The 24,130-nt window shown below is 65.5% G+C and carries 24 protein-coding genes; 15 read left to right on the plus strand and 9 right to left on the minus strand.

Going from position 1 to position 24,130, the window contains the following annotated elements:
- Positions 1 to 58 precede the first annotated feature (58 nt).
- From ACVI1L_RS16130 to ACVI1L_RS16145, 4 genes are all read left to right on the plus strand, one after another.
- Positions 59 to 1,342 carry an RNA polymerase sigma factor gene (locus tag ACVI1L_RS16130; RefSeq protein WP_456783279.1) on the plus strand — a complete coding sequence of 428 codons (1,284 nt, stop codon included), beginning with the start codon at positions 59 to 61 and terminating at the stop codon, positions 1,340 to 1,342.
- 199 nt (positions 1,343 to 1,541) lie between these two features.
- Positions 1,542 to 1,919 (plus strand): hypothetical protein, encoded by a 378-nt coding sequence (locus ACVI1L_RS16135; RefSeq protein WP_456783280.1) that lies wholly within the window; start codon positions 1,542 to 1,544, stop codon positions 1,917 to 1,919.
- 188 nt (positions 1,920 to 2,107) lie between these two features.
- On the plus strand, positions 2,108 to 3,136 hold the full coding sequence (locus tag ACVI1L_RS16140) for a putative zinc-binding metallopeptidase (RefSeq protein WP_057020110.1): 1,029 nt from the start codon (positions 2,108 to 2,110) through the stop codon (positions 3,134 to 3,136).
- A complete protein-coding gene (locus ACVI1L_RS16145; protein ID WP_050382451.1) occupies positions 3,133 to 4,167 on the plus strand; it encodes a D-alanine--D-alanine ligase family protein in 1,035 nt (344 codons plus the stop codon). Before ACVI1L_RS16140 ends, ACVI1L_RS16145 begins: the two co-directional genes overlap by 4 nt.
- A gap of 111 nt (positions 4,168 to 4,278) precedes the next feature.
- On the opposite strand, the gene ACVI1L_RS16150 is transcribed toward ACVI1L_RS16145, so the two are convergent.
- The 3 genes from ACVI1L_RS16150 to ACVI1L_RS16160 form a co-directional block, all read right to left on the minus strand.
- Positions 4,279 to 4,551, minus strand: a complete 273-nt coding sequence (locus tag ACVI1L_RS16150; RefSeq protein ID WP_076832671.1) for a hypothetical protein — start codon at positions 4,549 to 4,551, stop codon at positions 4,279 to 4,281.
- A 358-nt stretch (positions 4,552 to 4,909) separates the two neighbouring features.
- Positions 4,910 to 5,536 carry a Crp/Fnr family transcriptional regulator gene (locus tag ACVI1L_RS16155; RefSeq protein ID WP_456783281.1) on the minus strand — a complete coding sequence of 209 codons (627 nt, stop codon included), beginning with the start codon at positions 5,534 to 5,536 and terminating at the stop codon, positions 4,910 to 4,912.
- Positions 5,537 to 5,674: 138 nt separating this feature from the next.
- Positions 5,675 to 6,649, minus strand: a complete 975-nt coding sequence (locus tag ACVI1L_RS16160; RefSeq protein ID WP_253625155.1) for a lytic transglycosylase domain-containing protein — start codon at positions 6,647 to 6,649, stop codon at positions 5,675 to 5,677.
- 187 nt (positions 6,650 to 6,836) lie between these two features.
- Between ACVI1L_RS16160 and ACVI1L_RS16165 the strand changes: the two genes are divergently transcribed.
- The 7 genes from ACVI1L_RS16165 (at position 6,837) to ACVI1L_RS16195 (ending at position 15,087) form a co-directional block, all read left to right on the plus strand.
- Positions 6,837 to 7,856 carry a L,D-transpeptidase family protein gene (locus tag ACVI1L_RS16165; protein ID WP_253625154.1) on the plus strand — a complete coding sequence of 340 codons (1,020 nt, stop codon included), beginning with the start codon at positions 6,837 to 6,839 and terminating at the stop codon, positions 7,854 to 7,856.
- 161 nt (positions 7,857 to 8,017) lie between these two features.
- Entirely contained in the window at positions 8,018 to 8,821 is an 804-nt protein-coding gene (locus tag ACVI1L_RS16170) for a dienelactone hydrolase family protein (RefSeq protein WP_456783282.1), read from the plus strand.
- A 212-nt stretch (positions 8,822 to 9,033) separates the two neighbouring features.
- Positions 9,034 to 10,698 (plus strand): thiamine pyrophosphate-binding protein, encoded by a 1,665-nt coding sequence (locus ACVI1L_RS16175; RefSeq protein ID WP_229192573.1) that lies wholly within the window; start codon positions 9,034 to 9,036, stop codon positions 10,696 to 10,698.
- 113 nt (positions 10,699 to 10,811) lie between these two features.
- Positions 10,812 to 11,582, plus strand: a complete 771-nt coding sequence (locus ACVI1L_RS16180) for an SDR family NAD(P)-dependent oxidoreductase (RefSeq protein WP_456783283.1) — start codon at positions 10,812 to 10,814, stop codon at positions 11,580 to 11,582.
- Between the two features lie 432 nt (positions 11,583 to 12,014).
- Positions 12,015 to 12,281: a hypothetical protein gene (locus ACVI1L_RS16185; RefSeq protein WP_141340539.1), complete on the plus strand. Its 267-nt coding sequence runs from the start codon at positions 12,015 to 12,017 to the stop codon at positions 12,279 to 12,281.
- Positions 12,282 to 12,479: 198 nt separating this feature from the next.
- Positions 12,480 to 13,397, plus strand: a complete 918-nt coding sequence (locus tag ACVI1L_RS16190; RefSeq protein WP_456783284.1) for a DMT family transporter — start codon at positions 12,480 to 12,482, stop codon at positions 13,395 to 13,397.
- A 103-nt stretch (positions 13,398 to 13,500) separates the two neighbouring features.
- Complete coding sequence (locus tag ACVI1L_RS16195) at positions 13,501 to 15,087, plus strand: serine hydrolase domain-containing protein (protein ID WP_456783285.1); 1,587 nt, start codon at positions 13,501 to 13,503, stop codon at positions 15,085 to 15,087.
- A 285-nt stretch (positions 15,088 to 15,372) separates the two neighbouring features.
- On the opposite strand, the gene ACVI1L_RS16200 is transcribed toward ACVI1L_RS16195, so the two are convergent.
- Positions 15,373 to 15,549, minus strand: coding sequence for a hypothetical protein (locus ACVI1L_RS16200; RefSeq protein ID WP_162832420.1), 177 nt, complete (start codon positions 15,547 to 15,549; stop codon positions 15,373 to 15,375).
- A gap of 387 nt (positions 15,550 to 15,936) precedes the next feature.
- Between ACVI1L_RS16200 and ACVI1L_RS16205 the strand changes: the two genes are divergently transcribed.
- A complete protein-coding gene (locus tag ACVI1L_RS16205) occupies positions 15,937 to 16,065 on the plus strand; it encodes a hypothetical protein (protein ID WP_016847287.1) in 129 nt (42 codons plus the stop codon).
- On the opposite strand, the gene ACVI1L_RS16210 is transcribed toward ACVI1L_RS16205, so the two are convergent.
- The 4 genes from ACVI1L_RS16210 to ACVI1L_RS16225 are packed head-to-tail and all read right to left on the minus strand — an operon-like array spanning position 16,062 to position 19,664.
- The gene (locus ACVI1L_RS16210) at positions 16,062 to 16,817 is read right to left on the minus strand and encodes a GntR family transcriptional regulator (protein WP_028337580.1); all 756 of its coding nucleotides are present in this window, start codon (positions 16,815 to 16,817) and stop codon (positions 16,062 to 16,064) included. The two genes, ACVI1L_RS16205 and ACVI1L_RS16210, sit on opposite strands and share 4 nt — an antisense overlap.
- A gap of 6 nt (positions 16,818 to 16,823) precedes the next feature.
- On the minus strand, positions 16,824 to 17,804 hold the full coding sequence (locus tag ACVI1L_RS16215; protein ID WP_456783286.1) for a Gfo/Idh/MocA family protein: 981 nt from the start codon (positions 17,802 to 17,804) through the stop codon (positions 16,824 to 16,826).
- Positions 17,801 to 18,688, minus strand: a complete 888-nt coding sequence (locus tag ACVI1L_RS16220; RefSeq protein WP_456783287.1) for an NAD(P)-dependent oxidoreductase — start codon at positions 18,686 to 18,688, stop codon at positions 17,801 to 17,803. Before ACVI1L_RS16220 ends, ACVI1L_RS16215 begins: the two co-directional genes overlap by 4 nt.
- Before the next feature lie 19 nt (positions 18,689 to 18,707).
- Entirely contained in the window at positions 18,708 to 19,664 is a 957-nt protein-coding gene (locus ACVI1L_RS16225; RefSeq protein WP_456783288.1) for a Bug family tripartite tricarboxylate transporter substrate binding protein, read from the minus strand.
- Positions 19,665 to 19,800: 136 nt separating this feature from the next.
- On the opposite strand from ACVI1L_RS16225, the gene ACVI1L_RS16230 reads away from it, so the two are divergent.
- The 3 genes from ACVI1L_RS16230 to ACVI1L_RS16240 all read left to right on the plus strand — a co-directional run bounded on the left by ACVI1L_RS16230 (position 19,801) and on the right by ACVI1L_RS16240 (position 22,983).
- Positions 19,801 to 20,190 (plus strand): carboxymuconolactone decarboxylase family protein, encoded by a 390-nt coding sequence (locus tag ACVI1L_RS16230; RefSeq protein WP_057020100.1) that lies wholly within the window; start codon positions 19,801 to 19,803, stop codon positions 20,188 to 20,190.
- A gap of 60 nt (positions 20,191 to 20,250) precedes the next feature.
- Positions 20,251 to 21,612, plus strand: a complete 1,362-nt coding sequence (locus tag ACVI1L_RS16235) for a class-II fumarase/aspartase family protein (protein ID WP_456783289.1) — start codon at positions 20,251 to 20,253, stop codon at positions 21,610 to 21,612.
- A 114-nt stretch (positions 21,613 to 21,726) separates the two neighbouring features.
- A complete protein-coding gene (locus tag ACVI1L_RS16240) occupies positions 21,727 to 22,983 on the plus strand; it encodes an aminopeptidase (RefSeq protein ID WP_253625146.1) in 1,257 nt (418 codons plus the stop codon).
- Between the two features lie 211 nt (positions 22,984 to 23,194).
- Here the strand turns inward: ACVI1L_RS16240 and ACVI1L_RS16245 are convergent, their stop codons facing one another.
- Positions 23,195 to 24,127 (minus strand): GNAT family N-acetyltransferase, encoded by a 933-nt coding sequence (locus ACVI1L_RS16245; RefSeq protein ID WP_168858229.1) that lies wholly within the window; start codon positions 24,125 to 24,127, stop codon positions 23,195 to 23,197.
- Positions 24,128 to 24,130: the final 3 nt, after the last annotated feature.

A 24,130-nucleotide genomic window follows, 5' to 3' on the forward strand; every position in this document is an offset into this window, starting at 1 on the left:
AGTGGACGCCGGTTCGCGTGAAGACAACGCGTCAGGACGAGAATTCAGGTCGGCGGCGATGACGGCCGCCGACATCCAGGCCACGATTCTTGCGGTGTGGCGCATCGAGCAGCCGCGGCTGATCACCAGCCTGTCGCGGATGCTGCGCGACGTGCCGCTCGCCGAGGACCTGACCCAGGAAGCGCTGGTCGCCGCGCTTGAGCATTGGCCGGCCGATGGCGTGCCGGAAAAGCCCGGTGCCTGGCTGATGGCGACGGCCAAGCGCCGCGCGCTCGACCATCTGCGCCGCAATCGCATGCTGGCCGAGAAGCACGGCGTGATCGCGCACGACCTGGCGCGGGAGCAGCAGACCATGCCCGACTTCGATGCCGCGCTCGACGACGATATCGGTGACGAATTGCTGCGGCTGATCTTCACCGCCTGCCATCCGCGCCTGTCGCGGGAGGCGCGCGCCGCGCTGGCGCTTCGGATGATCTGCGGCCTCACCACCGAGGAGATCGCGCGCGCTTTCCTGCAGGCGGAGGCGACCATCGCCCAGCGCATCGTGCGCGCCAAGCGCACGTTGTCGGAGTCAGGCCTTGCCTACGAGACGCCGCGTGGCGAGGAGCTGTCCGAGCGGCTCGCCTCCGTGCTCGAGGTCGTCTACCTCATCTTCAACGAGGGCTATACCGCGGCAAGCGGCGACGAATGGCTGCGGCCGCAGCTCTGCAACGAGGCGCTGCGCATGGGCCGCGTGCTGACCTCGATCGCACCATCGGAGCCGGAGGCGCACGGCCTGCTGGCGCTGATGGAGTTCAACGCCTCGCGGATGGCGGCGCGCACCGATGCGTCCGGTGAGCCGATCCTGCTGATGGACCAGAACCGTGCGCGGTGGGATCGCCTGCAGATCCGCCGCGGGCAGCTCGCGCTGGCGCGTGCCCGCGAGCTCGGCGGCGCCGGCGGCTTCTATGTGCTGCAGGCCGCGATCGCCGCCTGCCACGCCGAAGCCGGAACACCGGACGCGACCGACTGGCGCCGCATCGCCGCGCTGTACGGCGATCTCGCCGCGCTCTTGGATTCACCCGTGATCGAGCTCAACCGCGCAGTTGCGATCGGCATGGCCGAGGGGCCGCTTGCCGCGCTCGCGTTCGTCGACGGCCTCACCGATGAGCCGGCGCTGAAATCCTATCATCTGCTGCCGAGCGTGCGCGGCGATCTGCTGAATAAGCTGAGCCGTTTCGCGGAGGCGCATGCCGCGTTCGAGGCCGCCGCCGCATTAGCCGGCAATTCGCGCGAGCGCGAGTTCCTCAAGCGGCGCGCCGCAATCGCTGCGCGTGCCGCGCAGGATCATGGCTGCCGCTGACGGCTCCGCGATTCCGGCGGAGCGAAACCATGTAGCCCGCATGAGCGAAGCGACATGCGGGTCTTTGCGACGAGCAACCGCGGGTGTCGCTTCGCTCACCCGGGCTTTCACAAGGTTGCTGCGGGTCGTCGTGTCCGCGATTTCGACTCAAACCTGCGGCATGCTCGGACGAAATTCTCTCGGACCGGGAACTGCCACCATGACGAAGCCATCCGTGCTGGCGATCGGCCTCGACCCGACCTTCGTCGATCTGTCCGTCATGCCGCGGTTCACGCCCGAACTGGTGCGCAGCTATCTCGACGCGCAGATCGACGGCCTGCGGACGCTCGGCTACGACGTCGAGAGCTGCCTGATCGACCTCGGCGATACGGCGGAAGCCGTGACGGCGGCGGCCCTCAACGCGCGCCGCTACGACTGCGTCGTGATCGGTGCCGGGCTGCGCGAGCCGCCGGAGCGGCTCTTGCTGTTCGAGACGATCCTGAATCTGGTGCACCGGCTCGCCCCCGATGCCGCCATCTGCTTCAACACCAGGCCGGCCGACACCGCCGCGGCCGTGCAACGCTGGGTCAGGCCGTAGGACGCCAGATGGGCGTCGCCTTGAGCCGGCGAATCGGGCTCGGCGCGCTGCCCGCCGCCCAAGGCGGACACTCGGGCCGGCCCGATGCCGGCATTGGCCGGAGGCTCGCCGCGAAGGCCCGGCGGTTGTTGCCGGCGGCAACCTATGACACCATCCAGAGTCCGATTTGTTTTAGACTTTGGAAGCCTATGCCGCGCCGCAAATTTGCCTGGGAAAAGCTGACGGACGAGCAGTTGCTCGCGCAACCGCTCAATCGTCTGAGGGTTGCCGTCGAGGGCACCTGGCTCGCCGATTGTGTGAATACGCTCTATGAGGAGCTCGAGGAGCGCGGCATCCGGTTGCGGCCGCACACATGGATCTCGAGCGAATGGTTCAGCCCGGCAGATGTGCCCGGCATCGCGATCCCGTTCTACCTCGCCCATCCCCGCCTGATGAAGCTCGAGAAGAAGATGATGCTCGACGTCGAGGGCGCCTCGTGGTCCGAGTGCATGGCCATTCTCCGCCACGAGGCGGGGCACGCCGTGCAGCACGGCTACCAGCTGCAGCGCCGCCGGCGCTGGCAGCAGCTGTTCGGCCCGTCGTCGCAGCACTATCCGCGCTACTACCGGCCCAATCCGGCCAGCCGCAATTATGTCCAGCATCTTCGGCTCTGGTACGCGCAGAGCCATCCGGATGAGGACTTCGCCGAGACCTTCGCGGTGTGGCTGCGGCCGCGCTCGAACTGGCGGACGCGCTATGCCGGCTGGCCCGCGCTGAAGAAGCTCGAATATGTCGACGAGCTGATGGGCGAGATCGCCGGCAAGCGGCCGCTGCTCCCGACGCGCGAGCGGGTCGATCCGCTGCATACGCTCAAGCAAACGCTCGCCGAGCACTACAGGAAGAAGCAGGCATTCTACGCCTTCACGCCGCCGAAGACCTACGACCGCGATCTCTCCAAGCTGTTCTCCGCCGATCCGCGGCATTATCGGCGTCCGCCGGCCGCGGCCTTCATCAGGCGGCACCGCGCCCAGATCAGGCAGCTGGTGGCGCGGTGGACCGGCGAGAACCAGTTGACGCTCGATGCCGTGCTCGATGATATGATCTCGCGCTGCCGCGAGCTCAATCTGCGTGCCGTCGGCCCCGAGCAGAAACTCGTGACAAACTTCACCATTCTGCTGACCGCCAAGACCATGCACGCGCTGTTCGGCCCGTCGCGCCGGAAATGGATCGCGCTATGAAACAGCTTCGCATTCTGGTGCTGATGCACCCGGATTGTGTGCCGCCCGACTCCAGCGATGGATACAGCGCGCGGGAGATCAACGAGTGGAAGACGGAATACGACGTCGTCAGCACCCTGCGCGCGGCCGGCCATGAGGTACGTCCGCTCGGCGTGCAGGAGGAAATCAAGCCGGTACGCGACGAGATCGAGGGCTTCAAGCCGCACGTCGTGTTCACGCTGCTGGAGGAGTTTCACTACGACGTCGTGTACGACCAGCACATCGCGAGCTATCTCGAGCTGATGAAGATCGCCTATACCGGGTGCAATCCGCGCGGCCTGATCCTGGCGCGCGGCAAGGATCTATCCAAGACGCTGGTGCACCATCGCCGGATCCCGGTGCCGGCCTTCGCCGTGTTTCCGATGCGCCGCAAGGTCAAGCGGCCGCCGCGTCTCGAGCTGCCGCTGATCGTCAAGAGCCTGAGCAGCGATGGATCGCTGGGCATCTCGCAGGCGTCGATCGTCGATACCGACGAGAAGCTCGCCGAGCGCGTCGCCTTCATCCATGAGCGGATCGGAACGGCCGCGATCGCCGAGCAGTTCATCGAGGGACGCGAGCTCTATGTCGGCGTGCTCGGCAACAACCGGCTGCGGGTGCTGCCGGTGTGGGAATTGAAATTCGGCAGCATGGGCGGCCCTGCCGCGCGCCAGATCGCCACCGAAAAGGTCAAGCACGATACCAGCTATCAGGAGCGCGTCGGGATTGTCGATGGCCCGGCCGAGGATCTCACGCCGGAACTATCCGCCCATATCCAACGGCTGGCGAAGCGCATCTACCGGACGCTGGGGCTCGATGGCTATGCGCGCATCGACTTCCGCCTGTCCACCAATGGCGTTCCGTATTTCATCGAAGCCAATCCCAACCCCGAAATCGCCAAGAGCCAGGAGTTTGCGACGGCCGCCGGGCATGACGGGCTGGACTATCCGGATCTCCTGCAGCGCATCGTGACGCTCGGAATAAGCCGCGCCAAGGCCGGCGCGTCGCTGGGCTGACTCGAGGCCGCTAGATCATGATGCGTTTCCACAGAATCGCATCATGATCTCATCTCCTTGTTTGAGCATGATCTTTTCGGAAAACCGGTTTCCACTTTTCCGGATCATGCTCTAAAGGCTGCGCTGCATCGGATGGCGTCGCGCATCCTTGGGGATGAACATCGCAAACGTTTCCCTAACGCGCGCGGCCGGCGTCACGGTGCCGGCGGTCGCGGAAACAGGGGCTGCCGTCAGATGAAACGCGTCCGGTTCCGGCCAGCGCCGTGCAAGGATTTCGTTTACCGAAACCGGCATGGCGAGCCCATCGCTGCGGCTGCTGTCGTAGACGTACAAACCGGCAAGAAAAATCGATACGACAACAAGGATCGTCCTGAAAATCGGCATTGTGCTTGCGCCTTCTTGATTGAGGCGAACAATGCCCGGTGACGGTGAACCGCGCGTTTAGTGCTGCGGCCGATCAGCCGATACGGTTCCCAACTCATGAATGGGCTTGCGTAAACGGCCCGCTTACCAATGCCTTCAAGGTTGCGGCAACCAGCTTTCCTCACCGGCGGGAAAGAAGTCTCTGGCATTGAAAGACCAACAACAAGACTGAGGAGGCACCATGTTCGTCGCCATTCGAGTCATGATCCTGATCGCCAGTGCATACGCCGGCTCGGCCGTTGCAGAGATGCAGTTTGCGCCGCTGCCGAGCCTTGCGGCGTCGTCCGCGCCGTAGCGCCGGCAAGCGAGGCGGCGCACCTTACGCCGGACTGGGCGCCACCTCGCCGACCCCGATCGCGCGAGCCGCGTTTTCCGTCATCCTCGTCGCCGTCAGGCGCAGGAAATACAGCGACAGTCCCGGGTTGCGCTCGCACAGCTTCCTCAGTGCGCTGTCGCTGATCCAGAGCAGATCTACATCGGTCGCGGCTTGAGCGGTTTGCGTGCGGCGGCGCTCGAGCGAAAACAGCCCGATCTCGCCGAACAATTCACCCGCCGATACCCCGCGATCGATCTCGGGAAACCTGACCTCGCCGGACACGACCATGTACAGCAGGTCGGCGTCGTCGCCCTTCCGGAAGATCGTTTCTCCCGCCCTGAGATGCTTCGGCTGCATGAACGGCTGCAGCCAGTTCGGAGAAAGGTCCGTCGCTGCAGCACGCTTCGCTTTCCGAAGCAGCCGAACCATCTGGAACAGCAGCACCACGTTCAGGGGCAGCAGAATGATATGCAGGATGAGCACCGGGTAGATCCGGTCGCCCAATCCATAGCTGATGAATGCCAGATTGCTGAATATCGCGACAGCGCGCAGGCTCAACATCGTACTCATGCAGAACGTCAGCAACACAAGCGCCGACGCCAGATAACCCAAACCATCGATCAACGTCATGACAACGCCCACTGGGAAATGAAAATTGCAAGCAAACCGATCTGAAAACGACCGGCAACATACACCAGTGCGCTCAGTTTCCTGAGCGGAAATATCGCCGGCCCACGCTTGCGGCGGTGCACGCGTCGTGACGCTGCCTCAGCTCGACGAACGCGCGCGCGAGGCGACGTGAATGGCGCGGGTCTTGCCGGATTTCGTTTTGGCGGCGACGACGGTCGGGCGCGCCTTGCCGAGCCGGGCCGCGCCCGGCGAGCTCTTTCTGAGCAGCAGCGCGAGCCGCTTGCGCGCGCGGCCGGCGACCGACCTTGCCGCCTCTCGCGCGGCCTCGGCCTTGCGGATGATCGTCGTCACCGCGGACGCCGGCGACGCCGCGACGAAGGCGACATCCTTCGCCTTCGAGAGGCCGCCTATGCCTTCGCACGGCGCTTCGCCCGGCAAGTCGATGCGGATGGCGAGCGTGTCGGCACGCTCGATCCAGTCCTCCGCCTTGGTGCCGGTGATGATCCGGACATAGTCGCGGGTCTCGCGCGGCAGCTCGCTCCGCCGGGCGAGCCATTTCTGGACGCGGCCGCTGCCGGCATTGTAGGCGGCCGCCGCCAGGCCGAGATTGCCGAAATCGTCGCGCAGCTTGCGCAGCAGTCTTGCGGATGCCGGCAACGCCTGCAGCGGATCGAAGGGATCGTCGAGCCCGACTTCGGCCGCCGTCTCCGGCATGAACTGCGCAACGCCCTGCGCACCGGCATGGCTGATCTCGTTCGAGCGAAAGCGGCTCTCCTGCCAGATCAGCCGCGCAAAGAACGCAACGGGGATTTCGCTCGCCTGCGCCGCGTCCTTCAGGCTGTGGCAGAATTTGTCGATCGCGGACATCTGCGGCTCGGCCGCGGCATCGCTCGGCTGCGCCGCAGGCGCGGGCGTCTTGTCCGCGTCCGTCGCAGCGGGCGCCTCGCTGGCATCAGCGCTTTCGATAAAGCGCGCGGCAAACGGAACGGCGTCGGATGTCGCGTCGCGCGAGAATGTCGGGGCTTGGGTTGAGGCGTTGATCGAGCCGGGCGAACGATCGAAGTCGAGCATCAAGACAAGAAACGCGGCAAGCGCCGCGATGACAAATCGCATTTGCTTCCAGAGACCTGAATTGTGATGTGAGTTGCGCGCAAATGCACTTCGGATCACGACTTTTTAGCGGGTCGATTGCGGCGAAGCCGCGAAATCACCTGTTCCGCCGTGGAACTTCGCCGCTGTTCGCATTGGAACTTCGACGCTTTCCGTAGCTTTACGGAAGATGATCACGTTGGGATGCACGATGTTCCGACCGTTTTCCGTTGCACGTTTTGCGATTGCACTTTCGCTTGTGTCGGCCGCGCCGGCGGTGGCCGCGGGTCTTGATGCGGCCGCGATCAACGACGTGGCGGCGCCGCCGGCAAAATTGCCGGACCGTCGTCAGCTCAACGCCTTCGTTGCCAGGCTCGAGATCCTGCTCGACCGCGCGCATTTTTCTCCCGGCGAGATCGACGGCAAGCTGGGCGACAACGCGCAGAAGGCGCTCCGGGCGTTTGCCGACGCGAATGGATTGTCCTTCGACAAGGCGGTGACGCCGGAGCTCTGGAGCGGGCTCACAACCGCCAGCGAGGGGCCTGCGATCGTCAGCTACACGATCGTCGACGCCGACGTGAAGGGGCCGTTCGCGAAGAGGATTCCCGCGAGGATGGAGAGCATGAAGAGCCTACCGGCGCTGGGTTATACCAGTCCGCGCGAAGCGCTCGCCGAAAAGTTCCACATGAGCGAAGCACTGCTTCAGGCGCTCAATCCGGGACAGAAGTTCGACAAGGCCGGCGAGACCATTGCGGTTGCCAACGTCGTCGACGCCGGAAAACCGCCGCAGGTCGCGCGCGTCGAGGTCGACAAGACGCGGCAGGCGCTCAGCACGTTCGATGCAGCAGGTAAGCTGCTCGGCTTCTATCCTGCGACCGTCGGCAGCGCGGAGAAGCCGACGCCGAGCGGAACGCTCAAGGTGACGGCGATCAACAAGAACCCGACCTATCGCTACAATCCGAAATACGCGTTCAAGGGCGTCAGATCGAAGACGCCGTTCACGATCAGGCCCGGTCCGAACAACCCGGTCGGTGTGGTCTGGATCAACCTCTCGGGCGAAGGCTATGGCATTCACGGCACGCCCGATCCCGGCAAGGTCTCCAAGGCGGAGTCTCACGGCTGCGTCCGGCTCACCAACTGGGACGCGCAGCGCGTCGCGGCCGGTGTCGCGAAGGGCACGCCGGTTGCGTTCATCGATAGCGCGACAAGCTCAGCAACGGCGACGCGCTGACCTTGACGCAACATCGTTCACAGATCAGCAACCGACAGAAATGTTGGCGCGCTCGGGAGATGATGCGCAGCCGGCGAGCGAAGCGGCTCCGCTTTCCAAGCCTAGCGCAGGATTCGCTGGTATGCCAATGTCGCGTCGTGCCAAACCCGCAGGAGGTCAGCATGCGAACGATCATAACGAACATAGTGGGAGCACTCTGCGCCATCGCGATGGTCGCGAGCGCACACGCAGCGGTCAAGGAAGAGCCGGTCACCTATACCGACGGCGAGACCACGATGAAGGGCTTCGTCGTCTATGACGACGCGACCCAGGCCAAGCGGCCCGGCATCGTCATGGTGCACGAATGGTGGGGCATCACCCCGCATATCCATAACGAGGCGCGGAAGTTCGCGGAGCAGGGCTACGTGGCCTTCATCGCGGATATGTACGGCGACGCCAAGACTGCCGACAACCCGAAGGATGCCGGCGCGCTCTCGGGCTCGGTGATGAAGAACCCGAAGGTGATGGAGCAGCGCTTCAATGCCGCGCGCGAGCAACTCGCCAAGCAGGCCTCGGTCAATCCGCAGCGGATCGGCGCCGTCGGTTACTGCTTCGGCGGCGCGGTGGTGCTGAACATGGCGCGCACTGGCGCCGATCTTGCCGCCGTCGCGGGCTTCCACGCCTCGCTCGGTCTCAACACCCCCGCACCGGCGCCGGGCACCGTCAAGGCGAAAATCCTGATCCTGAACGGCGCGGACGACCCGTTCGTGAAGCGCGAGCAGTATGATGCGCTGAAGAAGGATTTCGACGCCGCGAAGGCCGATTACCGCATCGTCGAGTATCCCGGCGCGGTTCACGCGTTCACCAACCCCGAAGCCACCGAGCTCGGCCAGAAGTTCAATTTGCCGCTCAGATACGACGCCAAGGCCGATCAGGAATCCAAGGCCGAAGCCGCCAAGCTGTTTGCTGCAAACCTCAAGAAATAGGCGAAAGGGCCACCCAGACGGTGGCCCTTTTCATTCGTGGCTGCTTTGGCCGCGGAAGTGGCAGGGCCGTGGTCTCGCTGGCGCGTTCGCGCCTTGAAGCCATGCGGAAGACGCAGCCGGGCGCGCGGATGCTGGCCGTCTCGCACGGTTGCCACGGGGCGCTCCCCGGCCGATGATGCGCAAAACGGATCAGAACAATCGAGAGGGAGCGAATGCGCGGGCGCCGTGTGCTGATGGAATCGTTCGTGTCGCACGGCGTGCGTCATATCTTCGGCAATCCTGGCACGACCGAAACGCCACTGCTCGACAGCCTGCCCGCATTTCCGCAACTCGAATACATCATGGCGCTGCATGAAGGTGTCGCGGTCAGCGCCGCCAGCTTCTACGCGCAGGCGTCGGGGCGTGTCACGGTCGCGAACCTGCACGTCGCTCCCGGCCTCGGCAACGGCATCGGCTCGCTGTACGGCGCGCTGAAGGCGGGTTCGCCCGTGGTCGTGACGGCCGGCCAGCAGGATACGCGAATGCGGCTGAAGAATCCGCTGCTCGGCCATGACCTCGTCGCGATGGCGGCGCCGGTGACCAAGTGGAGCGTGCAGATCGAGCGCGCCGACGAGATCGCGCCGATCATGCGCCGCGCGTTCAAGGTGGCGACCGATGCGCCGCAGGGGCCGGTGTTCGTGTCGCTGCCGATCGACGTCATGGAACAGGAGACCGCGGTCGATGCTCTGGCGCCGGACAATTTGTGGCGCTCGCCGCGCCCCGATCCGGCCGGCATCGAAGCGTTTGTCGCGCTGCTTCTGAAGTCGAAAAAGCCGGCCATCATCGCTGGCGACGACGTGGCACGATCGGGCGGCGAGCAGGCGCTGGTGGTGCTCACGGAAGCGATCGGCGCCACCGTGTGGTTCGAGGGGCTCCGCCATCACGCGCCGTTCCCGACCAGCCATCCGAGCTATCGTCAGTCGCTTCCGGGCGACGCAAGGCAGGTGCGCAAGGCGCTCGGCGATGCCGATCTCGTGCTGCTGGTCGGCGGCCCATTCTTTGAGGACATCTGGTTTGCGCCTGGCGGCCACATCCCTGACGGCGCGTCCGTGCTGCAGATCGAAGCCTCGGCCGAGCGCCTCGCGCTCAACAACCGGCTCGATGCCGGCATCGTCGGCGACATCGCCGTCAGCGTCGGTGTCTTGTCGGAAGCGGTGCGTGCAAAGGCGGGCGAGGACTTCAGGCAGGCCGCGCAGAACCGCAATGCCGCGCTGGCCGAATTGCAGGCGAAGGAGAAGGAGGCCTATCGCGCACGCGTCGAGAAAAGCTGGGACCGCCAGCCGACCGCGATGCCGCGTGTCACCGCGGAGCTTCGTCGCGGCCTGCCCGATGATGTCGTCATCGTCGATGAAAGCATCACCGCGAGCCTCGATCTCGCGCGCGCCTTCGACTATCGCGGCTTCGGCGATTATTTCGGCGGCCGTGGCGGCGGCATCGGCCAGGGCCTCGCCGGCGCGATCGGCGTCAAGGTCGCGATGCCGGATCGTCCGGTGGTCGCGATCTCCGGCGACGGCTCGGCGATGTACGCGATCCAGGCGCTGTGGACCGCCGCGCACCACAGGCTTGCGATCGTGTTCGTGGTGCTGGCCAACCGCGAGTACCGCATCCTCAAGCACAATGTGGACGTCTGGCGGCAGAACTTCGAGGCCGGCACCCAGCATCCCTATCAGAACATGGATATCACCGGCCCCGCGCTCGACTTCGTGCATCTCGCGGCCGGCATGGGCGTCGAGGCGGTCAGGGTCGAGAAGGCCGACGACATTGCCGGTGCAGTCGCAAAGGCTGTCGCGGCGCAGCGGCCGTACCTCGTCGAGATCGCAATCGAAGGCAAGCGCTAGAGCATGATCCGGAAAAGTGCGAAGCGGTTTTCCGGCAAGATCATGCTCAAACAGGGAGCAAAGAGCGCGATGACGATTCGATTCGATCGCGTCGCGCTTTAGAGGAGTTTCTCATGGCAGGCATTCTGGACGGCAAGGCCGCATTGGTGACGGGCGGCGGCTCCGGCATCGGCCGGGCGACGGCAATTGCCATGGCGCGTGAAGGCGCGCGCGTGGCAGTGTCGGACCTCTCGAAGGACGGCATCGAGGAGACGGTCGCGCTGATCAATGCCGCCGGCGGCCAGTCGATCGCGATCCAGGACGACGTCACCGACGAGGCCGAGGTCGCGAACATGGTGGCCCGCACGGTTTCGGCGTTCGGGCGCATCGATTGTGCGTTCAACAATGCCGGCGTTGCCGGGCGCTCCGTCGGCCCGCCCGGCCAGCGCATTCATGAACTCACCCAGGCCTCGGTGGCCAAGATGTTCTCGGTGAATCTGATGGGCGTGTTCCTGTGCCTGAAATACGAGGTCGCGCAAATGCTGAAGCAAGGCGGTGGCGGCGCCATCGTCAACACGGCCTCGATCGCAGGCCTGGTCGGTCTCGCCACGTCCGGCCACTATGTCGCGACCAAGCACGGTGTCGTCGGGCTGACCAAGTCCGCCGCGATCGAATATGCCCAGGACGGCATCCGGGTGAATTGCGTCAATCCCGGATACATCAAGACGCCGATGACCAAGGAGACGATGGACGAGCGTTACGACGAGATCATCGCCAAGGTGCCGGTCCGTCGCCTCGGCGTGCCCGAGGAAATCGCCGAAGCCGTGGTCTGGATGTGCTCGGACAAGGCGTCGTTCATGACCGGCGCATCGCACGTGGTCGACGGCGGCTACAGCGCCGCCTGATCTTCCGAAGGGCCTTTGTTTACGTTGGTGGCCCGGTTGTACAAGCATTCGATCATCGCGGCATGATGGCGGCGTTGATCTTCGTGGCCTCGGTGCTCTTGCTGCGAGTGATGCATCTCGGGCAATATGGCGCTTGGCAACGAAGAGCTTCGAGATTTGGTGTTCAAACTCAATCGCATTGTCGGTTTCATCATTTTAGCAGCGCTCGTCTACGGCGTGCTCCAGGCTTGCGGGTTACTTCCTGAGGGGGCACCTCGGCTGTTTCCTCAACGCAGCGGCTCGCCCGCGGCTTAAGATTGATGCTCCACAGCCGGACGTCCGCTGCTGGACCCATAGCGGGTATCGTTTGACGCCGGTTTTGGTCGCCTCCTTCGGCAAACGGAACCGAAGCCGGTCCAGCCTGTTTGGTACGATTAGCCAAGGGAGGTCGGAATGAGGATCATTCTGATGACGACGATTGGCTGGGCGTTGTCGTGTGGATTCGCGCTAGCCCAGGCCGATCCCAACAAGGACGTGAACACGGCAACCGGGCGCTCGGCACCGGAAGAAAAAGGTCAATTGCAGCCACAAGGTTGGACCGGGCCACTTGAAACAAAATCAGGTGGTGCGCCGCCGGAAAGCCCGCAAGGTCAAAGCCCGCCGGGAATGCAGGGAGCGCCGGACGGATCGACAAAAACCGTGGTTGAACCGCGGAAGTAAGTCCCACGTCTTGTCTGTGAAAGGCCAGCTTCCCTTAGAGTGAACCGGCCCTCGAGCTCGCCCTTTGCAGCAAGCGGACATCGCGGCAGCGCGGAATGACGTCAGAGCTTGATCCAAGCGGACCCTGGCAGGCTTGCGCCAACCAGCCGTGCGTATCGATGGGTTGATCCGCTTCCGGCACTAACGTAGTCGTTCGCGATGAACGAACGTCCGGCCATCGCCAAGGCTGCAGCTCTTCCGGATACGAAAGCCATTCTGCTCGGGGTCGCATGCGGCCTCGGTGCGGCGCTGTGCTGGGCGCTCGGCTTCGTGGCGACCCGGCACGGCCTGAAGGTCGGTTTTACACCCGTCGACCTGCTGATGCATCGCTTCCTGTGGTCGGGCATCGTCTTCCTGCCGCTCGTTGTGCGCGCCGGCCTCCGCGATCTCTGCGGCATCGGCTGGGGGCGCGGCATGGCGCTGATGCTGCTCGGCGGGCCGGTGATGTCGCTGATCAGCTATGCCGGCTTCATGTTCGTGCCGCTGGGGCACGGCAGCGTGATCCAGCCGTCCTGCGCGACGCTGGGTGGATTGTTTCTCGCGGTCGTCTTGCTGAAGGAAACGGTCTCGCTCTCGCGCGCGGCCGGCGCTGTCGTCATTGTCGTCGGTCTTGCCGTGATCGGCAGCGAGTCGATCGGCCATATGGGGCCGAGCGCCGTGATCGGCGATTTGATCTTCGTTCTGACCGGATTGATGTTCGCAGGCTTCGCCACGCTGGTGCGCTACTGGCGTGTCTCGGCGTTCTCCGTGGCCAGCGTCATCAGCGTGCTGTCGCTTTCGTTGTTTCCACTCTACGCCGCCTCGGGTGGGCTCGCTCGCGATGCGGCCATCGGCCTGCATGAAAACACGCTACAGGCCATCGCCCAGGGCATCCTGGCCGGGCCAGCGGCGATGTATCTGTTCGCGGTGTCGATCCAGCGCCTGGGCGTTGCCCGCGCAGCCGTATTTCCTGCGACCGTGCCGGTGCTGACCCTGCTGTTGGGATGGCTCCTGATCGGCGAGCCACCAACCACGCTGCAGGCGGCCGGATTGGCCGCCGTGTTGGCCGGATTCTATCTCGCGCAGCGGCAGCGCTAGACGGCTTGCCCGTCCTGATTGGCGCGCGGTCGCGGCGGCGATTGACAAGCAAGCGAGGGATCGCGGATGGTGCGGCTCTCCGCCGTGTCGCAATGAGACGCCGATGCAAGTTCAACGTTTGGCGCTGCCGATGCTTGCAGGGCTCGTGCTTGCAGCTTCGGCTTTGTCGGGCGCAGCCCGGGCGCAAGGCGCCGTCGAGCCGGTACCGCAGACCTCGCAGTGGCAGACCTCGCAGTGGCAGACCTGGCAGTGGCAGACCTCGACGCCGGAAGAGCAGGGGATGGATTCCGCCGCGCTGGCGCGGCTCGTCAATTTTGGCGCGGACCACAGTCTCGATAGCCTCCTGATCGCGCGGCACGGCCGGATCGTGCTCGACGCCTACTATGCGCCCTACACGCCGGAGATCCCGCATCTGTTCAATTCCGTCACCAAGGCGGTGACCGGAACGCTGGTCGCGATGCTGCTCAGGGATGGCGTGCTCGACAGCCTCGACCATCGCATGGTGGATTTCTTCGGCGATCGCAGCATCGCCAATCTCGACGACCGCAAGCGGGCGATCACGGTCCAGACCATGCTGGACATGACCTCGGGAATGGCCTGGACCGAAGGCGTTGAGGGTGGCCGACCGGACTCGCTGATCGAGTGGGGGCGCAGCCCTGATGCGATCCAGTTCATCCTCGACCGCCCGATGGCGAAGGCGCCGGGCGAGGCGTTTGATTACAACACCGGCAATGCGCAGCTGTTGGCTGCGATCATCAACAAGCTCACCGGCATGAGCGCGCGGGACTACGCGGTGACCAAACTGTTTCGCCCGCTCGGGATAGCCGCGCCGTACTGGCACAGCATCGGTCCCGGACTGACGCAGGGCGGCGGCGGGCTTCAGCTCGCGCCGCGCGACGCGGCCAGGATCGGTTTGCTCTATCTGCATGACGGTGATTGGGACGGGCAGCGCTTGCTGCCGACCGGCTGGGTCGACCGCATCAGGCACGCGGCGACCGAGATGCACGCCTCGTTCGACTCATCGTTGCGCTACGCCAATTTCTTCTTGGTCATGCCGCAGCGGCAGGTTGTCATGGCGGTCGGCGACCGCTGTCAGCTCGTCATGCTGTTTCCCGCGCTCGACATCGTCACCGTCGTGACCGCGCGCGACTATTGCTCGTTCGGCAGAATGGCCGACGAGATTTCGGGCGCGGTCAAATCCGACACGGCGCTGCCGGTGAACTCCGTCGGCGGCAATCAGCTCGCGGGCGCGTTGCGCGATATCGCAACCGAAAAGCCGTCGACGGTTGGTGCCGTGCCCGAGACGGCCGCCGCCATCTCCGGCAAGACCTGGCGCTTCCCGGCCAATGGCTTCAATTTGCGGGCACTAACGCTGCATCTGACGGATCAGCCCGCGCACTACGAACTCGAAACGTCGACGCCGGATCCGGCGAGGCCGGTGACGACCCTGGCAGGACCGATCGGGCTCGACGGTGCCTACCGTCTCGGTCAGCCAACGGCGCTCGGCGTGATGGCGCTGAAGGGGACGTGGCAGGACAACCAGACATTCGCGATCGACCTGCGTCTGGTCGGCGGCGATACCGACCGCCGATGGCTGCTGTCATTCGATGGCGGCAAGGCCCGGCTCAGCGGCAAGGATCGCTTCGGCCGCGACGTTAAGGCCGACGCTGAAGCGCCGGGCGCGCAATAGCTCGAGCGCGGGCCGCGTCCCTGTCCATTTCGGGCACGTGAAGCTCGGCTTCCTTCGCGTCGTCCCGGCGAAGGCCGGGACCCATACGCCGCGGCGGACGTTGTAGCTGGGACTGGTCGTTGCAATAGTGCAGAAGGCGTCGTGCCCGCGCAGCGACCTTGGCGGCATGATCGCAGGAAATCACGACCGGCGCACGCCAACACGCACACCGCCATGGCAGACGGCCGCGCGAATCGACAATGCTAAGGAAACTATGCGCCCGAGGCTCTCAGCGCGGCGGCGACCTTATTGGTCCACCTTCGGCGTCTTGCCCGCAATGTCGAGGCCGAACCGGAGCGCGCGCTCCTGGCGCTCTTCCGTCAGCAGCTTCAATTCCCGTTCCAGCGACCGCGCCACCTCGTCCTGGGTTTCCTTGGAGCGGCGACGGGAGTCGCCTTGCGGTTTGGCCGGTTCGGCAGTCACGGGAGAAGCCCTTGTCATCACAGTGTCACAGGCCCTGATCGCACGGCGGGAGTCGGGGCGACAATCAAAAAGAATTCAGTGGGTGCATCTTTGGAAGGTTTGCTGTGCGTCTGATTCAAATTTGGGCAGAAAATTCTCTTAAGTGTTGCCTCGAATGAAGCCGACCTCGATTGGCCTACGGTCTCATCAATTCGGATGAGAGAGCCCGGTTCCGACGAAATCATTTCCGGATTCGCACGAAGGCGTCCTGAAACCGACAAGGTCTAACCTTAGTAGCGTTGTGAAGGACGGCTGCCTGGTGAGACGCTGAGGACCGCGGTGGTGAGATTCACGACCAGGGTCGCAAGGTCGGTCGGTCCTGCTGAGACGTTGGGGATGATCCCGGAAATGAAGAAGTTGAATGCTGTGCCTTATGTCTGGGCGGCTGCGCTGATTGCGGTCGCGATCTGGGGCGTGAGCGGCACCCCGCAGACGGCACACACCTCTGCCAGCACCCATCTGGCCCGGGTGCGCTAGAGCTTCGGCCGCAGCGAGCGCTGCATATCCATCGTGTAGGTGTAGCGCCCCTCGGGGTGCGTGGTGATGGTGACCTCGAACAGTTCCTCGCGCTGGCCGTAGTAGCGGCGTACCACGGTGAGCGCCGGCGAGCCGGTCTTGACGCCGAGCGCCCTGGCGATCGGCGCCGGCATGCCCCGCACGAAGATTTCCATCTGCGCGCGCTCGGTGACCTGGCCGTACATCCTGGCAATCTGCTCATGCACCGGGGTGCGGCCGTGGTCGGGCCGGGTCACGACATCGGCGAACCTGCGCAGCACGTAGATCTCGGCCCAGCCGAGCGGGGCTGCGAACTGGTCGGAGCGGCGCACCGCCTCGATCAGGAACCAGCTCTTGCCGGGCTCGCATTTCAAGAGCCCGGCCAGCTTGCGGTCGGCGACGATGTCGCTGCTCGCAACGACCTCGCGGTAGGTTTCGTTGGAATAACGCAGCCACTCGCCGAGCGACTTGACGCTGTGGGTGAACAGCACCGGCGGCTCGGATGCGATCACCACCGAGCCGAGGCCGGCGCGGCGCACGATCAGGCCCTGGTCGATCAGGATGCGCAGCGCCTCGCGCACGGTCTGCCGGCTGGCCTGATAGCTCGCCATCAGCTCGGTCTCGGTCGGCAGCAGATTGCCGACCGCGTAGGTCCCGAGCCGGATGTCCTTCTGCAGTCCGGTGGCGATGTCGCGGTAGCGGGACGATCGCGCTCGGTCCGGTTGTTCAGACATGGCGGATCACTGGTATGCCGTATGGCAGACGACCGGATGTCCCGATTGCATCGACTGCAGCGCGGCCTCGAACGCGGCGAGCGTCGCCAGCACGTCTGCCTCGAGCACCGGGAACGGCTGCTTGCCTTCGACGGCGTCGGCAAAGGCCGATAGTTCCGCGGTGAGGGTGTCGATTGCCGGATAGCGCGTCGTCGCAGGCGCCTCGCCGGATTTCCGCAGTACCATCGTCTGTTCGTCGAGCACCTCGGCGGATCCCTTCGTTCCGAACACATGCACGCGCCAATAGAACGGTGTTGCGCGAATTGTCGCAAGGGTTGCGCTCACGCCATTCACAAATTCAATCGCCAAGGTTGCAGTATCGAGCGGCGGCGGTCCCGCCTCGCGCGCACTCAACCGGGCATAGACCTGGCGCGCGGGACCAAGCAGGCTGACGAAGCCGTGGAGCACATGCAGCCCCGCGCCGGTCAGGCCGCCGCCCGGCGATTCCTCGGGCGACAGCCGCCAGCCCTGCGTGATGCTCCGCGAGTTCTCGTTGCTGTTGTGACCCTCGACATGCAGGATGGTGCCGAGCTCGCCACTGGCTGTGATCGCGCGCAGCGCCTGCATCGACGGCCAGAACCGGCGGTTATGCCCGACCGCGAGCACCACGCCGGCGCTGCGGCACGCCGCGAACATCTCTGCGGCATCGGCGCGCCGAAGCGCCAGCGGCTTCTCGCAAAACACCTGCTTACCGGCGCCGGCTGCCGCGATCACCTGGCCCTTGTGCAGCGAATGCGGCGTCGCCAGCAGCACGGCATCGATGCGAGGGTCGGCGAGGACATCGTCCAGGCTCGCCGCGATGGAGAGGCCGTGCGCCTCGCAAAAGCCGGCGGCGCCGTTGGCGTCGGGTTCCACCGCTCGGACGATCCTGAGCCGCGGCTCGTTGCGCGCGGCCCGGACCAGTGCGCGGCCCCATCGACCGAGGCCTGCGATCGCACAGTTGATCATGATTGTCCCTCACCGTGGCCGCGGCCGGCCCGGATCGCCTCGATCACCGCAGCGCTGTCGTTGTCCGGCCCTTGCAGTTCGATCGCCGCGCGCAGTAGTCCGGCCTGCACCGAGGTTAGCGGTAAGGGCAGGCCGTGCCGACCGGCCTCCTGCAGGATCAGTTCGGCATCCTTCAAGGTCTGCGCGATATGCGATTGCGGCGAGAAATCCCGCGCCAGCATCTTCGGCCCCTTGCTGTCCATCACCTTGGAATATGCCGCCGATTGCCGCGCGGTCGCAAGGAACGCCGCGCCGTCGAGGCCGAGGCTTTCGGCAAAGGCGATGCCCTCGGCCAGCGCGGCGCGGTTGTTCTGCAGGATCAGGTTGATGGCGAGCTTGGTGCGGCTGGCATTGCCGATCGCGCCGACATTGACCCGCTGCGGGCAGAGAATATCGAGCGTCGTCGCGGCGGCGTCGATGATGTCGGCATCGCCGGCGACCAGCGCGGTGGCCGTGCCCGCCCGGACCTCGGCACTGGTGCCCGAGATCGGCGCTTCGATGAAGGCGAGGCGAGAGCGGGAGGCGAATTCGGCGATTGCCACGATCTCACCCGGCGCGCAGGTGGTGGTGCAGATGACGCGCGGCGGCGGCGTCGCGTTGGCGATGTCCGGCAGCAGCGTCCTGACCTGGGCCGCGTCATACACCGCGATGACGATGGTCCGGCAGCGCGCCGCGACGTCGGCGGCGAACGCTGCGAACTCGGCGCCGCTGGCTCTCGGGCCATCGGTCTTCGCCGCGTCGATGTCGAAGCCGATCACCCCGATGCCGGCGTCGATCAGCCGCGCGGAGAGCGCCGATCCCATCAGCCCGAGGCCAATCATGCCGACAGGTGTCTCGCAAGCCATGATGCGACGCCGCCTCGCTTTATTGCGGCTGGATGCCGGCCGCCTTGACCTCCGCCGACCAGCGCACGACCTCGCTCCTGACGAAGGCGCCGAACTCGGCCGGCGCGAGCGGCGCCACCATCACGCCGACATCGGCGAGCTTCTTCCGCGTCTCCGGCATCGCGAGGTACTTCGCACACTCGGCGTAGAGCTTGCTGACCACGGGTTCCGGCGTGCCCGCGGGCGCGAACAGGCCGTACCAGATCGTGGCCTCGAAGCCCGGCATCGCTTCGGCGAGCGCGGGCAGGCCGGGCGTCAGCTCGTTGCGGGTCGCCGACGTCACGGCGATGCCGCGCAAGGTGCCGCCCTGCATCTGCGGGATCGCGACCGAGAAGTCGCCGAAGGTGAGATCGATCACCCCCGCCATCACGTCGGTCATCGCCTGCGGGACGCCGCGATACGACGCCGCGACCAGCGACAGGCCGCCGCGCGATTGCAGCTGGGCGATCGAGATCTGCGATGCGCCGGAACCGTAGCCCGCGGTCAGGTTGGGATTGGCCTTGGCGTAGCTGAGGAACTGCGGCAGGTCCCTGGCCGCGAGCTTGGGATTGACCAGCAGCACCATCGCCGTGGTGGTGCGGATGACAGGTGCGAAATCCTTCACCGGGTCGTAGGGCAGGCTCTTCAGCGTCGCGACGTTGCTGGCATGGGTGGTGTTGGTGCCCATCAACAGCGTGTAGCCGTCGGGCGCGCTGCGGGCGACCTCCTGGGCGCCGATGCTGCCGAGCGCGCCGGCGCGGTTCTCGATCAGCACGGTCTGGCCCAACGCGTCCTGCAGATGCTGGCCGACCAGCCGCGCAACGTTGTCGGGGCCGGCGCCGGCCGGGAACGGCACGATGATCTTGAGCGGCCGTTGCGGGAAATCGTCCGCGGCGAAAGCCGGCAGGATGGAAAGCGTCGCAAGCAGGACTGCGAGCAGCCCCAGCCGTAACTTCATCCCGGTCTCCTCCCGTGTCTGCTTTTGCAAATTTATACGGACAAATACATCAGAAAGGCAAGCGTTAGGCCCGCTGGAATGTTGAGGTGTGTCATATTTATCCGTATAAATAGCCCATTCAGGGAGCCCGACGACGATGGTGGACATCAGCGATCTCCATGCGCGCGGACTGCGCCGGCGCCAGAAGATGTTCGGCGAGGTCGACGTCGCCAAGCGGATGGCCGCTGCCGGCGATTTCGGCGCGCCGTTGCAAAACATCATCAACGCCTATGTCTATGGCGACGTCTGGGAACGTAGCGGGCTGTCCGACCAGATCCGCAGCCTCGTGATGCTCGGCATCACCGCGGCGAGCAGCAAGCCTGCCGAGTTCCGCGTGCATGCCAAGGGAGCGCTGGCCAATGGCTGCACCGCCGCGCAGGTGCAGGACGTGCTGCTGCTGGTCGCGATGTATTGCGGCATTCCGGCGGCGATCGAGACCAGCAAGATCGCAGCCGAGGTGTTCGGCGAGGCGCCGCCGGAGGGGTAGGGCACAGGCCTCTGCCGTGATAGGGACGTTGCCGACTGCGACCGGCAACAGGATCTGCCCATGTCCGCCTTCCCGACCTCGACCACCGTGCTCGATTCCGTATTGTTTCGCGATGCCTTCGGCACCCGCGAGATGCGCGAGGTGTTTTCCGACCTGCGGTTGATCGAGCGCTACACCGAGGTCGAGGTCGCGCTGGCAACGGCCGAAGCACGTTGCGGCGTGATCCCGACGGAAGCCGCCGAGGAGATCGCAAAGCGGACCAATGTCGCGGCGCTCGATTTCGATCTGCTGCGGCAGGAGACCGACGTCGTCGGTTACCCGATCCTGCCGCTGGTGCATCAGATGGCGAAGCAATGCGGCGAGGCCGGCCGCTATGTCCATTGGGGCGCGACCACGCAGGACATCATGGACACCGCCGTGGTGCTGCAGCTCCGCGACGGCCTGAAGATCATCGAGGACGACATCAACGCGCTGCGCGGCATCCTCGCCGATCTCTCGAAAAAATACCGCGACACGCCGATGGCTGGCCGCACCCATCTGCAGCAGGCGCTGCCGGTGACCTTCGGCTACAAGACCGCGATCTGGCTCGCCGCCTTCGATCGCCACGCCGCGCGGCTCGTGGAGCTGAAGCCGCGCGTGCTGGTCGGCCAGTTCGCCGGCGCCGCCGGCACCTTGGCCTCGCTGGGCGACAAGGGGTTCGAGGTTCAGCAGGCGCTGTGCGAGGAGCTCGGGCTCGGCGTGCCCGTCTCCACCTGGCATGTCGCCCGCGACACTCTGGCGGAAGCGGTGAATTTCCTCGCACTGCTCACGGGAACGCTCGGCAAGATCGCGCTCGACATCATGATCATGGCGTCGACCGAGTTCGCCGAGGTCTACGAGCCGTTCGTCAAGGGGCGCGGCGCGTCCTCGACCATGCCGCAGAAGCGCAACCCGATCTCGTCGGAACTGATGCTCGCCGCCGCCAAGGCGGTGCGCCAGCATGCCGGCCTGATGCTGGATGCGATGGTGCAGGATTTCGAGCGCGCTACCGGTCCGTGGCACGCCGAATGGATGGCGATCCCGGAGAGCTTCGTGCTGAGCGCGGGCGCGCTGCACCAGGCGAGGTTCGTCCTCGGCGGCCTGATCGTCGACGAGCAGCGGATGGCCGACAATCTCGGCATCAGCCGGGGGCTGATCGTGGCCGAAGCCGTGATGATGGGCCTCGCGCCGTCGATCGGCCGGCAGGAAGCGCATGACGTGGTCTATGACGCCTGCCGCCTCGCCAACGACAAGGGCCTGACGCTGGCCGAGGCGCTAGCGGCGGATGATCGCGTTGCCAGCCGGATCGATCGGGCGACGATCGACCGCCTCACCGCGCCGAAAAACTATCTCGGCCTGGCGCCGCAGATGGTCGACCGGGTGCTGGCCTCGGTGAAGCGGTAAAATTCGAGGCAATTGCTCGCCGTCGCGTGATCGGGCGCGGCGGGCAGGAACCTTGCGGATGCGGATCGAATTGGACTACGAATCCCGAGGGTTCCTCAAACGACACGGCGCTTCATGACCGCACATCAACGCAACCTTTCCGCCTCGATCGATCCCGTGAAGCTCGACCGGCTCGCCGAAGTCGCGATCAAGGTCGGCCTGCAGCTGCAGCCGGGGCAGGATCTGCTGCTCACGGCGCCCGCCGGAGCGATGCCGCTGGTCCGGCGGGTGGTGGAGCATGCCTACAAGGCCGGTGCGGGTCTCGTGACGCCATTCTTCTCGGACGAGGAGCTCACGCTGGCGCGCTACCGCTACGCCAATGATGCGAGTTTCGATCGCGCCGCAAGCTGGCTCTATGAGGGCATGGCGAAGGCGTTCGGCGCCAACACCGCGCGGCTTGCGATCGTCGGCGACAATCCGATGCTGCTGTCGGGCGAAGACCCGGTCAAGGTGGCGCGCGCCAGCAAGGCCAATTCGATCGCCTACCAGCCGGCACTGGAGAAGATCGTCAATTTCGACACCAACTGGAACATCATCGCCTATCCGAGCACGTCCTGGGCCAAGCAGGTGTTCCCCGACGATGCCGAGGACGTCGCGGTGGCCAAGCTTGCCGATGCGATCTTCTCCGCCTCCCGCGTCGATCAGGATGGCGCCGTCGCCGCCTGGGCACAGCACAATGCGAAGCTCCGCGAGCGCACCGAATGGCTGAACGGCCAGCGCTTCCACGCGCTGAAATATTCCGGACCCGGCATGGACCTCACGATCGGCCTCGCCGACGGTCATGAATGGGAGGGCGGTGCGTCGACTGCCAAGAACGGCATCGTCTGCAATGCCAACATCCCGACCGAGGAAGTCTTCACCACCCCGCACTGCCGCCGCGTCAGCGGCCACGTCGTCAGCTCCAAGCCGCTGTCCTATCAGGGCACGCTGATCGACAATATCTCGGTCAAGTTCGAGGAAGGCCGCATCGTCGAGGCCAAGGCCTCGCGCGGCGAGGAAGTGCTGAAGAAGGTGCTCGACACCGACGAGGGCGCGCGCCGCCTCGGCGAGGTCGCGCTGGTGCCGCATTCCTCACCGATCTCGAAGAGCGGACTGCTGTTCTTCAACACGCTGTTCGACGAGAACGCCGCCTCGCACATCGCGCTCGGCCAGTGCTACTCGAAATGCTTCGTTAATGGCGACAAGCTGACGCCGCAGCAGATCGCCGAGCAGGGCGGCAACAAGAGCCTGATCCATATCGACTGGATGATCGGCTCCGCCCACACCGATATCGACGGCATCCATGCCGACGGTCGCAGCGTGCCGGTGTTCCGCAAGGGCGAGTGGGCGTAAGGGGGCCGACGCTCTTCACCTCGCCCCGCGTGCGGGGAGAGGTCGGATCGCATCTTCAGATGCGATCCGGGTGAGGGGGCGCCTCCGCGAATGCAGCTGTCACCGAATATGTGGAGAGGCCCCTCACCCCAACCCTCTCCCCGTAAGAACGGGGCGAGGGAGCGCAATCCCGTCGCCGTCGCTACCGACCCAATCTCAATCTCATCGCGCTCTACTGAAACCTCCGCCCCCGCGCGGCGAGCAGGTCGCCGCGTGGCGCGCTGAAGCGGCAGGTCTCGTGCTGCGGCCGGAAGCCGAGCCGGCGATAGATCTTCAGCGCGGGAGCGTTGCGGCTCGAGACGTTGAGCCAGCACGGGTGCTCGACCGATACGTCGTGTGCGGCCAGCACGCGATAAACCAGCAGCTGGCCGAGCCCGCGTCCCTGCCGCACCGGGTCGACGGCGACCGACTCGATCCACATCGAGTTCCGCTCCAGTTCAGTCAGGCAGAAGCCCGACATCTGTCCATCCTCCGACGCGATCCAGACTTCGCTCTCGGTCAGGACCTGCGCCATCTCTTCCCGCGAGTACAGGCGGAAGGCGGCGTCCGACGCATAGGCGGCGTTATGGATGCGCGCGACCTCGCCCGCGCAGGCGGTGACGTCGCTGACCTGCTCGATGGTGGCGCGCGCGGCCGCGAGCGTGCGCGCCGGCTGCAACGGCTCGACGCACTTCATCCCGATCTCGGACTCGACATGAACAAAGCCGAAGGCGGCCACGAAGGCCATTCCGGCCGGCCAGTCGCTGCTCACCAGCGTCTGAACGGTGAGATCGGCGTCGGCGTCGATCCCAAGCACCTCGTCGAACAGCGCGAGGCCAATCCGGCGGCGGCGCATCTCGGGCGCCACGACGATCTTGAGGAATCGGGTGTGATGCGCGCCCTGGTCGCGCAACGACGACTCGGCGAGGCCGACGAGCACGCCATCGCGCTCGGCTACGCGAAAGTCGCGCCCGCCGCGGTTCTGCGGCAGCTTCAGGAACTGGTCCCATTGCGGCAGCGTGACAGGGCCTAGCCGCGGTTCCACCGCGGCTGCCTTTGCGTAAAGTTCGACCACCGCTTCCGCATCAGCCTCTCGAAGCGGCCGGATGGTGATGCCGTCATCCATGAG

Source organism: Bradyrhizobium sp. USDA 4516 (assembly GCF_054055915.1).